This window comes from Candidatus Hydrogenedentota bacterium, assembly GCA_012523015.1.
Lineage (GTDB): Bacteria > Hydrogenedentota > Hydrogenedentia > Hydrogenedentales > CAITNO01 > JAAYBJ01.
Genome location: JAAYJI010000315.1, coordinates 1 through 11,400 on the forward strand (window position 1 = coordinate 1; position 11,400 = coordinate 11,400).

Annotated in this window: 10 protein-coding genes and 1 pseudogene; 10 read left to right on the forward strand and 1 reads right to left on the reverse strand. The window is 49.0% G+C overall.

The annotated features are described in order from the left end of the window. A partial coding sequence (locus GX117_13750; protein ID NLO34395.1) for a hypothetical protein occupies window positions 1-137 on the forward strand: 137 nt, incomplete at its 5' end. A gap of 208 nt (window positions 138-345) precedes the next feature. Next, window positions 346-975, forward strand: coding sequence for an ankyrin repeat domain-containing protein (locus GX117_13755; GenBank protein NLO34396.1), 630 nt, complete (start codon window positions 346-348; stop codon window positions 973-975). Window positions 976-1,017: 42 nt separating this feature from the next. On the opposite strand, the gene GX117_13760 is transcribed toward GX117_13755, so the two are convergent. Continuing rightward, window positions 1,018-2,607 (reverse strand): sodium/solute symporter, encoded by a 1,590-nt coding sequence (locus GX117_13760; protein NLO34397.1) that lies wholly within the window; start codon window positions 2,605-2,607, stop codon window positions 1,018-1,020. A 155-nt stretch (window positions 2,608-2,762) separates the two neighbouring features. Between GX117_13760 and kdsB the strand changes: the two are divergent. The 8 genes and pseudogenes from kdsB to GX117_13800 form a co-directional block, all read left to right on the forward strand. Then, window positions 2,763-3,509, forward strand: a pseudogene (kdsB, locus tag GX117_13765) (3-deoxy-manno-octulosonate cytidylyltransferase). A 13-nt stretch (window positions 3,510-3,522) separates the two neighbouring features. Continuing rightward, window positions 3,523-4,713 carry a hypothetical protein gene (locus GX117_13770; GenBank protein ID NLO34398.1) on the forward strand — a complete coding sequence of 397 codons (1,191 nt, stop codon included), beginning with the start codon at window positions 3,523-3,525 and terminating at the stop codon, window positions 4,711-4,713. Between the two features lie 295 nt (window positions 4,714-5,008). After that, window positions 5,009-6,970, forward strand: a complete 1,962-nt coding sequence (locus GX117_13775) for an ATP-dependent metallopeptidase FtsH/Yme1/Tma family protein (protein NLO34399.1) — start codon at window positions 5,009-5,011, stop codon at window positions 6,968-6,970. Window positions 6,971-7,086: 116 nt separating this feature from the next. Next, window positions 7,087-7,881 carry a dihydropteroate synthase gene (gene folP / locus GX117_13780; protein ID NLO34400.1) on the forward strand — a complete coding sequence of 265 codons (795 nt, stop codon included), beginning with the start codon at window positions 7,087-7,089 and terminating at the stop codon, window positions 7,879-7,881. Window positions 7,882-8,052: 171 nt separating this feature from the next. Beyond that, window positions 8,053-8,787, forward strand: a complete 735-nt coding sequence (locus tag GX117_13785; protein NLO34401.1) for a pyridoxine 5'-phosphate synthase — start codon at window positions 8,053-8,055, stop codon at window positions 8,785-8,787. 64 nt (window positions 8,788-8,851) lie between these two features. Further along, window positions 8,852-9,751: a bifunctional methylenetetrahydrofolate dehydrogenase/methenyltetrahydrofolate cyclohydrolase FolD gene (gene folD / locus GX117_13790; protein ID NLO34402.1), complete on the forward strand. Its 900-nt coding sequence runs from the start codon at window positions 8,852-8,854 to the stop codon at window positions 9,749-9,751. 4 nt (window positions 9,752-9,755) lie between these two features. Then, complete coding sequence (locus GX117_13795; GenBank protein ID NLO34403.1) at window positions 9,756-11,078, forward strand: hypothetical protein; 1,323 nt, start codon at window positions 9,756-9,758, stop codon at window positions 11,076-11,078. Between the two features lie 139 nt (window positions 11,079-11,217). After that, window positions 11,218-11,400, forward strand: a 183-nt coding sequence (locus tag GX117_13800) for a response regulator (GenBank protein ID NLO34404.1), incomplete at its 3' end; no start/stop codon positions are given.

Consider the following 11,400-nt stretch of genomic DNA (forward strand, 5'->3'; position numbering starts at 1 on the left):
CTGAAGACGTGGCAGAGACTGTTGAGTCCGTTGTTATCCCTGACGATGCCGCAGACGCAGCTATCGCAGTGCCGGCGGAATCTATCGTGATAGATACAGACAGTTCTGCGCCTGCAGTTGAAGTTCCGGCAGAATAAATATCCTTCTTTAATCATTGCCTCGTCTTGGAAATTTACGGGTTCAGGACGAGGCATTTTCTTTTCAATGAAGAATCCCTTTACAATAGAGATGATCTCATGAGATCATAGCCATTAGAACAATAAAAACAAGTAAAGGCAGTTTTACTTAGAGCGGAGTCAAAATCAATTGAAGGTTTCGTGTAGAAATAGCGATCAAAAAAGAGAGATGATTCGTTCCCTGGCTACGGAAGGCAATGAAAGCGTTACTGAAAATAAAGAATCGGCTTCTTTTCAGCCTGCTTCCAAGGGCGTTTCCAGTTTCATAAGGCGCGCCCCTTTACTGATCTTTGTAATAGCCTTGTGTGTGTTTTCCGGTTGCACGCCCAGCATTCATGAATCGGTCGCCCGCGGTAATGAGGCGCGTGTAAAAGATCTTCTCGACAAAGATCCTGCACTGATAGGCGCGTTAGATGCCAAGGAAAAGACGCCTCTGCACCGCGCTGTTACCTACAAACAAATGGATATGCTCAACCTGTTGTTAGAGCGTGGGGCAGACCTTAACGCGCAGGATGTTACGGGTATGACCCCGCTCCATGTGGCGGCCATGCTCGGGCGTCGCGATGAAGCGGAGTGGCTCCTTGATCACGGAGCCGACCCCGAGATCAAAGACAGTTATGGTGACTTGCCCATACATACAGCCGCTGTTTTTGGGCATGGTCAAATTATCAGTCTTTTTACAAATCGCGGAATGTCGCTTGATATAAAGAATGCGGCCGGCGAGAGCTTGGAAGAGATTGCTCATGAGTACCGTCAGGAGCGTGTAGCCGCCTACGTGGCCCACCTGAAAAAGAAGTAATCCTTTAACGGAATCGACCGAAGACGGGTGCAGCCCTCGCAGTCACTTTGCAGGGTTGCTTGTATCCATGGTCCACACCGTGAGATCTTCAAGGCTTGCTGTTCGTTTGCTTAAGATTCTGGCAAGCCCATAGCCCGTCAAGAACATGATGATATTTCCAACCAAGCCCGTGTAATAGGCTTCAAAATGAGCTTGCATAAAGTCGGAAACAGAGGAGGGGGTCCAGCCCAGCCGTGAGAGGGAGACAAGGGCGGAAAAAAGTACGGCGAAAAGAATCCCTGCGCCAACAGCACGTCCATCGCCATGAACCGTAAAAATGCCGAGCACAAATAAGCCCAGCACACCGCCGGCGATGATCGATTGAAATTCTGCCCACAAATCCTGAAGCGTTAAGGTGTCTGCCTTATAGAGGAAATAGGCACCGCCCACCATAATGCAGGAGGCTATAAAAGTAATGAACCGTGCGGCGCGCATGCAGTGTTGTTCGTCGGCGTTGCGATTCATATGGCGCTTATAAATATCGGTTACGGTTACAGCCGAAATACTGTTCAAAGCCGCGCCTAAACTTGACGTCGCTGCGCCCAATACACCTGCTACTGCCAATCCCATCGTTCCCCGCGGTAATTGGGTCGTCACAAAATAGGGCAGTATCTCTTCCGCTTTCCGGGTGCCGTTCAACATCTCTGTCACGGCGGGGTCGGGGAACACTTTGTAGAAGGCATAGAATGCAGTTCCCAAAAACATAAAATACGCCCAGCCGGGCAGACAAAAGAAACAGTTCAGCCACAAGGCGCGGCGTGCTTCTTTCAGGCTTTTTGCAGCGCAATATTTTTGCACGTTTTCTTGGTTGACACAATACTCATGGAGCCACTGGAAGAAACCGACGAGCAAGAGCATGACCACCGTTTTGCTGCGAAGGGAAAAGCCCCAAGAGATGGGACTCAATTTCCCATCGACGATTTCGTTGAGCATAAATTTGCTGTCTTCAATACCGATGGCTAAAACTTGGGCAATACCGCCGGGCATCTTAAAGATAACCACAGAAAGCACCAGCAGCGCGCCTCCGACTAGGATCGCCGATTCAAAAAGGTCAGTCCAGATCACCGCACGAATACCGCCGGCAATGGTGTAATAGGCAGTAAATATACCGCCCAAAAGAATACAAACCGCCACATTCCAGCCGGTGAGGCTATGAAGAAGCAGACCTACTAAAAAGAGCACCAAGCTGACGCGGAAACATTGGGAAATAATAAAAACGCTCGCGCCATAGGCACGCGTTTTGGGGCCGAATCGGTATTCGAGATATTCAAAAACAGTGACTGTTTGACGACGCCGAAAAAGGGGTACAAGAAAACGGGAAGCGATCATAACTGAAAAGGGCAGGGCAAGGCAGATGACAAAACGCAGATAACCGGTTCGGAAGGCATCGGCAGGATAGGCGATAAAGGAAATGGAACTGATTGTAGCGCCAAAGAGAGAGATACCCAACAACCAACCGGGATAAGATCGGCCTGCAACAAAATACTGTTCTGTATCCTGTGATTTTCGTGTGGCGAACCATGAGCCAATACCTGTAATGACTGCAAAATAAAAAATAATGACTGAAATATCCAACCAGTTGGTTCGAATCATTGTTTATCCTTTCGATTCAAGACAACGCAGTGCGCTATTTTAGAATGCTTCGCAATCGATCATCCGCCCGATAACACTTTTATCTTCCTATTTCAGTATGTTATTGTACTGAATATATAGTCACAAACCTAAAGGAGAAAAGTGGAATGGAAAATATTAAAGTCGTAGGCATTATACCCGCTCGTTACGGTTCCAGTCGATGCCCCGGAAAACCATTGATTCCGATCAATGGGAAACTCATGATTCAGCGGGTCTATGAGCAATGCAGCCGCTCAACGTTGCTGCAAAGTGTTTGTGTGGCGACGGATGATACACGCATTGCAGAAGCCGTCGAATCTTTCGGAGGCAAGGTGGTGATGACGCGTGCTGATCATCCCAGCGGCACCGATCGCGTCGCCGAGGCTGCGGAAAAACTCAATGCAGACATTGTGGTCAATATCCAAGGCGACCAGCCCTTTGTGGATGTGTCTATGATTGATGAGGCGGTGAAGCCCATGATCGAGGCCGATGCTCCTGATGTTTCCACGCTCATGTTTCCTATGAAGGATGAAAAGATTATAAGTGATTAAAGCGTTGTTAAAGTGGTTGTCACACTGGCGGGTAACGCCCTTTATTTTTCTCGTGCGCGCATTCCCTATCCTCGTGAAAATATCGATCATACCGTCTATGAACATGTGGGTATTTATGTTTATCGCAAAGACACGCTTATCAAATTAACACAGTTGCCTGCATCTATGTTGGAAAAAGTGGAGTCCTTGGAACAACTGCGTTGGCTTGAACATGGGCTGCGCATCCGTGTCACTGAATCTACCGTATCGGATACTTTTTTCCATGGCTTTAGCATAGATACCAAAGAAGATTTTGAGCGTGCTGAACAAATGCTGCGTGAACGCAGCCTATGAAGGGAGTCTTGCCATGTCTCTTGATCCTGCATTAATGACGGAGATTGAATCGCGCTTAGATGAACGGGCGCAAAAGCGAATCGAAGAATCTGTAGAGCGTATTGTGACAGCAAAAGAGCGCGGCGGAAAAGTGGTGGTCGTTACCGGGAGCGGTCCCAATCTTCACGAAGGTGTAACGACACTTATCGCGGAATTGATGCGTGTCGGGATCGTGGACGGCGTTTCCACCAGCTCCGCAGTGGTCGCCCATGAAATGGGCGGAACCCTCGACAAAGTTAAGCGTTGTTCCGGTTTAGATTTGGACTTGGCGCCGGAAATATTGCCGCGCGGCAACATCTTCGAATTATCGGTCACTGATGACGCCTTATTAGATACAATTGCCAAAGTGATGCCTTTTGATAGGGATCTCGTCGAGCGTCTGCGCAACGCCGAGGGTAAAACCATCATTAAGGCCGCCGGCAATTTGGGCTATCCTGTGGGCTTGTATTTAGAATGGCTGTCAAAGGAGATCAGCATTTTGGCGCAAAGCCGCGGGCGCACTTTTGAGGAGATTGCCGGGCTGGGCGCAGATCCCCGAACCATGATCGGTATGGGTGCGCTAAAAAAACTTCCCGTCTTGGTGACAATACCTCAACTGGTAGGCGGCGGTACCATTGGCCTGTGTATCGGTGACTCCACCAGTATTCATGAACGTGCCTATCGGCTGGCGTCTATGCTGGGCAGTGCCGATGTCATTATTGAATCGGCCGTAGCACTCACCCAAGAAGTACATGATGGGCCTTTGGAGCTCTACACGGGGCACGGTATATGGTCAGAATTTTTTGGACACTATACCTTTTCTTTAAAAGACAAAACCTTAATACGAATTGATCTTGATCCTGCTTTGAATACGGTTTGGGAGGCAGAGCGCGGCGGCGGCGGTGTACAAGAAGCTATCACGCAGGGTCTTCCCAAAACGAAACTATTTAAAGTGCCTTTCCGCATGGAAATGTCCGGGTTTGCACGACTGGAAGGCAGTGTTCCCATTATCGCAGACATTGGCGTAGTTTGGCCCCTTATGGCGCATAAAATCGCGGAACGTTTGGGAATTAGCCTGGAATTTATCTCGGCGCCTCAAGATACGGATCAAGGAAAGAAAATGCGCGAACAAATTGTTGAAGAAGTTAGACCTCTAGACCGGAAAAAAATGCTGAGTCTACTTTGATCTAAATAAGATTGATTTTGTTGCATGTTAGTACCGGTTTGGCGCTAACATGCTTTTTTATTGTAAAATTAGTTTTGACCGGATACATAGGCGATCGCTGTGCGCTATGTCGATCAATAATCTTGTGTTTCGGGGGCTGTTATCAGGCGTTTTGCCGAGATCCGGGCGCCGCATTTTCGGATGAAATAGGACTGAAACACAAGGGGAAATTGAGACAGCCTTCGCTATATGGTATGATTAACCAGTTAAGGCTATATTGGGGTATCTTCTGACATAAAACTCATGTGAAAGACGTATGAATAATTTTTTGAAACACATATCACTCTGGATTGTTTTTTTCATCATTCTTGTGCTTGCCTTATCAAATTTTTCCAAATGGCAAAATAATAAGCGGCCCTTAAGCGAGTCGGATTTCGTTGCACAGTTGACTGTTGCTAATATTGAATCTGTATCCGTGAAAGAGGTCAGTTCCAAACTTTTCCATATAAAGGCATTGTTCAAGAATCAAGTGGACGGTAATGTATCTGTTGAATTCAACACGGACAGTTTCCGAGACGAATGGCGCGCCCAATTGCAGGAGCAGGAAGTGCCCTTTGAATTTAAAGTGGGCAGCTTATGGCCGAGCGTATTGCTGAATTTCCTGCCTATTATCCTGATTGGCGGGCTCCTGTGGTTCTTTATGTTCCGCCAAATGCAGGGGGGCTACAACAAGGCGCAGTCTTTTGGTAAGAGCCGCGCGCGCATGGCAGATCAAAACGAGAAAACCGTCACCTTTAAGGATGTGGCAGGTGTTGATGAAGCGAAGGAAGAGCTTCAGGAAATCGTAGCCTTTTTGAAAGAGCCCAAACGTTTTTCACGCCTTGGAGGAAAGATCCCGCGGGGTGTGTTGCTGGTAGGCGCCCCCGGGTCCGGAAAAACCTTGCTCGCTAAGGCAGTTGCCGGCGAGGCGGACGTGCCCTTTTTCAGTGTGAGCGGTTCTGACTTCGTGGAAATGTTTGTCGGTGTCGGAGCCAGCCGTGTCCGTGATCTGTTCCAACAGGGATACAAACACGCGCCGTGCATCATTTTCGTTGATGAAATTGATGCCGTCGGGCGACAACGCGGCGCAGGGCTTGGCGGCGGCCATGATGAACGGGAGCAGACCCTGAATCAGCTGCTTGTTGAAATGGACGGATTCAACGTCAACGACGGCGTGATCCTCATGGCGGCAACCAACCGCCCTGACGTTTTAGACCAAGCGCTGTTGCGGCCGGGCCGATTTGACCGACAGATTGTCGTGCCGAATCCGGACATTAAAGGGCGTCAGGAGATTTTGAATATCCATGTGCGCAACCAAAAAGTGCCGTTAGCGGAAGATGTCGATATGTCCATCGTTGCCCGCGGTACACCGGGATTTTCCGGGGCGGATCTTGCCAATCTGCTCAATGAAGCGGCATTAATCGCTGCGCGAGAAAACGCAAAATCCGTGTTAATGAAGCACATGGAAGATGCGAAGGATCGCGTTCTCATGGGACCGGCGCGGCATAGCATGGTCTTGAATCCCAAAGACAAACTTATGACCGCTTATCATGAAGCGGGGCATACGCTTATTGGTAAATTGCTCAAAGACAGTGATCCTGTTCACAAGGTGACCATTATTCCGCGCGGTATGGCATTGGGCGTTACAGCCTCGTTGCCGGAAGAAGACCGGCACAATGTGAATCGTTCCTACTGCCTTGCCATGCTTCGCGTATTGATGGCGGGACGGGCCGCTGAAGAAATCATTTATAACGAGTATACCAGCGGCGCTTCCAACGACCTGAAACGCTGTACCCAACTGGCGCATAAAATGGTCTGTGAGTGGGGGATGAGCGATCTCGGCCCGCTGACTTTCGGCGGCGAAGAAGAAGTGTTCTTGGGCCGCGACTTCACCAAAATGAGAACCTTCAGTGAAGAGACGGCAGCGGCTGTTGATCGTGAGATCCATCGCTTATGTGAAGATGCGTATAAAGACTCGCGCGACATGCTCGCCACCCATGAAGAGGTGCTGCGCAAAATTGCCGAAGTCTTAGTTGAAAAAGAGACCTTGCTTTCCGCCGAGATCGACGAGATCATTATCGCAACTGCCGGAAAAGAGGTGTTGCCTGAGCGCGAAGTGATAGCGCCTGCGGAACCGCCCTTAGCCGAGCCGCCGCCCCTACCGGCGGAAGAAAGCCCTGTCATTGCCGAGGCGCCCATAGACATCAGCCCTGAAGGTCCCGTTCCCGAGACCGCTTAAATGATATTAAATTTGGCGACCGGTTATTGTACACCGATCTTAGATCTTGCCTGGGATTCTCGTCCGTGCATAAAACGCTTTTCTTGCAATTGAACAGCACGCAACAGACCCAAGTCATGGGTGTTGTGAACACTACTCCCGATTCTTTTTTCGACGGCGGTCACTATAACGCTGTGGAAAAAATAGCTCCCCATATTCGGGCGTTGGTCGACCATGGCGCGGATATCTTGGACATAGGCGCCGAATCCTCCAGACCCGGAGCACGGTCTGTCTCCGAGCAAGAAGAAATTGAACGGCTTGCACCGGCCCTAGAAATCGCCGGCGATACAGGCTGTCCCTTTTCTGTTGACACTTGCAAATCAACCGTCGCACGCTATGCCATTGAGCATGGCGCTATCATGGTTAATGATATTACCGCTTTTAGAAATGATCCGAATATGGGGGAGCTGGTCGCGGAAAAGCAAGTTCTATGTGTTCTCATGCATATGCTTGGGACACCGCAAACGATGCAAATTAATCCTCATTATGAGGATGTGGTACAAGAGGTATACGATTTTTTGGAAGAGCGCGTTGCCTATGCACTTTCGAAAGGCATTCGCGAAGATCATATTTGGATTGATCCGGGATTTGGTTTTGGCAAGACCGTAAAACAAAACTTGATGCTCCTGCGCAATCTGGATGTGTTTGCGAGGCTCGGCAGGCCGATCCTTTTGGGAACTTCCAATAAATCAACCATCGGTGCCGTATTAGGACTCGATGCACAAGAACGTTTGGAAGGTACAGCGGCGACTGTAGCATTCGCTATAAACAAAGGGGTACACTGTGTACGTGTTCATGATGTTAAAGCCATGAAGCGGGTGGCGCATATGTGCGATGCCATTCTTGGCAACTATGATGAGACTTTCGATTAAAATTTTGGACGGTCAAACCATGCGCGTTATGCGCGCTCTCGACTTGATTGAAAAACAAAGTCCAAACAATCGTTTCGTTTCATCAAATCATGAATAGGAATACGCTGCCAACAACAGGTTGTGTCAGTGATCTTGGTCTGTACTAGCGCGAAACACAGAAGGATTAGACTTATGATAGAACTTGGAGTAAACATTGATCACGTTGCGACATTACGGCAAGCCCGGGGCGGTAAACGGCCCGATATCATTGCAGCGGCAAAAATATGCGAAATCGCCGGCGCACACCAAATTACCGTACATCTGCGTAAAGATAGACGCCACATCCAAGACAGGGATGTATATCTCTTAAAAGAAACACTCTTGACGCGTATGAATTTAGAAATGGCCGTGGATCCCGAAATCGTAGACATTGCTTTAGGCATAGAACCTTATACAGTCTGCTTGGTTCCCGAACGAGATGAGGAGATTACCACCGAGGGCGGATTGGATGTAGCGGCAAATCGGAGCCGATGCGAGGAAGTTGTTCAGGCAATGCACGAAAAAGATATTAAGGTCAGCCTCTTCATTGATCCGGAGATTAAACAGGTAGATGCGGCTGCTGAAATCGGCGCTGATGCTGTTGAATTCCATACGGGACCCTATGCTGCTGCGACGGGGCCGGAAGTGAATAAGGAATTGCAGCGCCTCCTTATCTGCGCCAACTATTTGTTGGATTTTGATCTGGATTTACATGCAGGGCACGGATTGAATATTCATAATTTGCTGCCTTTAGCCTGTCTGCCTTTCCTATCTGAAGTAAATATTGGCCATGATATTATTGCGCGTGCCGTCTTTATCGGTCTTGAAAAGGCTGTAAAGGAAATTTTGGATATCCTTGATTCCGTTGAGGACGAAGCTGATCTATAACCACCTATTGTGTTTTGTTTTACGTGATTGGTAGTCACAGAGTTTTTATCAGGAAAAAAAGTATATGAAAAGTATCCGGAAACCACTCATTATTAATGGAAAACAAATCGCCGCCGAAATTTTGGAGGAGCTGAAACTTGAAGTCGCCGCATTGGCAGGGAAAAAGTTGATACCCGGATTGGCGGTCGTCTTGGTTGGCAAAGATCCCGCCAGCGAGGTCTACGTTCGAAATAAAAGACGAACCTGTGAAGAATTGGGCATCAAGTCTTTTTCTTATGATTTGCCTGAAACCTGTACCGAGAAGCGCTTGATGAATCTGATTGAAAAACTAAACGGCGATCCCTCGGTTCATGGTATTCTCGTACAGATGCCGCTGCCTCGACACATCAATGAAAAGCGTGTGTTAGAGGCGATCCTTCCTGAAAAAGATGTGGACGGCTTTCACCCCGTGAATGTGGGACGATTGCTGAATGGAGAAGAATGTTTCGTTTCCTGTACGCCTGCAGGATGTCACACCTTGCTTCAGCGGTCCCGTATTAAAACGGCCGGGAAACATGTTGTTATTGTGGGCCGCTCTAATATCGTGGGGAAACCTTTAGCTGCGCTTCTCATGCAAAAGACGGCTGATGCCAATGCTACTGTTACGGTTTGTCATTCCGGCACACGCAACATGTCGAAATACACCCGGGAAGCGGATATTCTGATTGCCGCCATGGGAGTTCCCGAATTTATTAAGCCGCGCATGGTTCGTGAAGGCGCGGTCGTTATCGACGTTGGTGTCAACCGAATTCCTGATCCAAGCAGAAAGAGCGGTACCCGTCTTGTGGGCGATGTGGCTTTTGCCGGCGTTTCTAAAAAGGTGCGCGCAATCACGCCCGTTCCCGGTGGAGTGGGCCCCATGACCATCGCCATGTTGATGAAAAACACAGTGAAGGCAGTTCATTTGATCCACGCTAAACGGTAGGAAAATGATAAAAAATGACTTGAAAAACAGCATCTTTAGTGTTAGACAAAGCGCCGCAGCTGTTTTTTTGGTCAGTGCAGCCCTTGCTCTGATTCTCTTAACCTATTTGCATCAACGCAATCATATTGAACAGCAAGAATCCGATTATTGCGCCCTGTTGCAAACGATCGCCGAAAAGGGGGTTCAAGCCCATGTCCGCGCTGATATGTATCATCCGGACCATTTAGAAGACTGGTTTATCGGCCTACAGGCGGCAATGGGCTTAAAAGAAATACGATTGATCGACGGCAGCGGAAAGGATATGGTACGGGTGCCTCCTTTTACGGAGGATAATGAATCCCGCCATTACCGTGAGATCCGCCATGTAATCCCGCGCATTGAGCCGCTGTCGCGTCCGGGACGAGCCCGTGGCGTTCCCAGAGGCCGTGGGCCGGGAGCAGGGGCGGGATGGAAAAAGTTGCCGTCAGGACCTTATACTTTTGCCATGACCGTGGACCAAAGCGCATGGGACAGTTTATATACCCATCTACGGCAACAGACTGCCGCCGCCGCTGTGTTGATCTTGCTGTGCATCGTGTTGGGCTTCATTCTTTTCTCCTATCGAAACAGACAACAACGGTTGCGCGAAGCCTTGACCTTGGCGCAGCTTGATGCGGAACGTCAAACAAAATTGGCAGCATTGGGTTCCGGATTGGCTCATGAAACCAAAAATCCGCTGGGACTCATCCGTGGTATGGCACAGGCTATTATCAATCAAGGCGGCGGCTCGCCGGAGATACACAATCGCGCGCTAGGCATTATTGATGAAACGGATCGTGTGTCCGGGCAAATTGAAAAATTTCTCGCCATGGCAAAACCTATTGTGCCGGCGCGGGAAGTTGTCGAACTGGATTCACTTTTTGATAATATCAAAAGCTTGGTACAAGATGAAGCGAAGGCTGCCGGTATTTCCTTGGAAGTACGCTTCTCCGCATTATCTGTGATTGCCGATAAAGAACGTTTACGTAAAGCTATCTTGAATCTCTTATTAAATGCGTTTAAAGCCTGCGGCTCCGGCGGACGCGTGTGCCTTTATGCCGAAGCGGCCCATGGAGCGTATGCTTCGATTGGTGTTGCCGATACGGGCGTTGGTATGACGTCGGAAGCCTTGTCTCGAGCCGTTGAACCCTATTGTCATGAATTTGAAGAAGGGACGGGCTTAGGGTTGGCGATTACCTCGGAGATAGCACGAGAATATGGGGGCGCTCTGCAATTGGAATCGACTTTGGGGAAAGGAACTACCGCCAGGTTGGTGAAAATTCCGTTGGGGAGCGCCGATCATGCCTAAAGTTCCGCTCATACTGGTTGTTGATGATGAAGAGGCACAACGCCAATTGCTGGTGGATGCGTTGACCCAAGCCGGCTTAGAGAGTCTTCCCTGCGCTAATGGAGAGGAAGCGCTGTAACATCTGGAGCGCGGCGATTTAATGCTACTTGATGTGAAAATGCCGGGTATGTCCGGTCTTGAAGTTTTAAAGGAAGCTGTCCAAAGAAGACCTGAACTGCCCATTATTTTATTAACCGCCTATATTGATGTGCGCGATGCTGTCGCCGCCATTAAACTGGGGGCAAAAGACTATTTAGAAAAACCCATTGACATTGATGAGCTC

What these genes read in the sequence shown, in the direction of transcription:
- folP (NLO34400.1), top strand. Translation starts at nt 7,087, where the DNA reads ATGGGTGTTGTGAACACTACTCCCGATTCTTTTTTCGACGGCGGTCAC.
- GX117_13755 (NLO34396.1), top strand. Translation starts at nt 346, where the DNA reads ATGATTCGTTCCCTGGCTACGGAAGGCAATGAAAGCGTTACTGAAAAT.
- GX117_13760 (NLO34397.1), bottom strand. Translation starts at nt 2,607, where the DNA reads ATGATTCGAACCAACTGGTTGGATATTTCAGTCATTATTTTTTATTTT.
- GX117_13785 (NLO34401.1), top strand. Translation starts at nt 8,053, where the DNA reads ATGATAGAACTTGGAGTAAACATTGATCACGTTGCGACATTACGGCAA.
- folD (NLO34402.1), top strand. Translation starts at nt 8,852, where the DNA reads ATGAAAAGTATCCGGAAACCACTCATTATTAATGGAAAACAAATCGCC.
- GX117_13795 (NLO34403.1), top strand. Translation starts at nt 9,756, where the DNA reads ATGATAAAAAATGACTTGAAAAACAGCATCTTTAGTGTTAGACAAAGC.
- GX117_13775 (NLO34399.1), top strand. Translation starts at nt 5,009, where the DNA reads ATGAATAATTTTTTGAAACACATATCACTCTGGATTGTTTTTTTCATC.
- GX117_13770 (NLO34398.1), top strand. Translation starts at nt 3,523, where the DNA reads ATGTCTCTTGATCCTGCATTAATGACGGAGATTGAATCGCGCTTAGAT.